Annotated in this window: 2 tRNA genes and 1 rRNA gene; all 3 read right to left on the reverse strand. The window is 46.8% G+C overall.

Annotated elements, in window-relative coordinates:
• Positions 1–131 (reverse strand): 23S ribosomal RNA (locus tag EDI28_RS26120); the annotation flags it as partial.
• Between the two features lie 353 nt (positions 132–484).
• Positions 485–560, reverse strand: a tRNA-Val gene (locus tag EDI28_RS26125).
• Positions 561–590: 30 nt separating this feature from the next.
• Positions 591–666, reverse strand: a tRNA-Lys gene (locus EDI28_RS26130).
• Positions 667–729: the final 63 nt, after the last annotated feature.

Consider the following 729-nt stretch of genomic DNA (forward strand, 5'->3'; position numbering starts at 1 on the left):
TGGGTTTCCCCATTCGGAAATCCCAGTCTCAAGTGATTTTTACTATCTAAACTGGGCTTATCGCAAGTTAATACGTCCTTCGTCGCCTCTGACTGCCAAGGCATCCACCGTGTACGCTTAGTCACTTAACCATACAACCCCAAGAGGTCTGTATGTTCAAACAACCAAGGTTTTATCGTCACTCACTTCCGATCAAGAAAAATGAGGACATTGGTTTTTCGCCGGACTCTACACAAGACACTTGAATGTGTTTGTTTTGAGAACTCGTATCTTCTCTCGAAGATACTATTGTAATCCAACTCGTTGAGTTGAATTTACTAGTCAGCTTTCCAGATTGTTAAAGAGCATGTGTTTCATTGTCTACCAAAAGACTACCGAACCACTTTCTAATGACTTTCTACCGGGCCGCTCAGGCGACAAAAAGCGGACTCAACAAAGTATTCTTTATTGAATCTGCAGATCCGTGCAGAAAATTCTTAGAGAGTGGTGGGCGATACCGGGCTCGAACCAGTGACCCCCTCCTTGTAAGGGAGGTGCTCTCCCAACTGAGCTAATCGCCCTCCGATGTTTTACATCTTCAAAGGAGAAGATGGTGGGTCGTGCAGGATTCGAACCTGCGACCAATTGATTAAAAGTCAACTGCTCTACCAACTGAGCTAACGACCCTTGGCGTCCCGTAGGGGAGTCGAACCCCTGTTACCGCCGTGAAAGGGCGGTGTCCTAGGCCTC

The organism is Photobacterium chitinilyticum, assembly GCF_004104355.1.
GTDB classification, from domain to species: domain Bacteria; phylum Pseudomonadota; class Gammaproteobacteria; order Enterobacterales; family Vibrionaceae; genus Photobacterium; species Photobacterium chitinilyticum.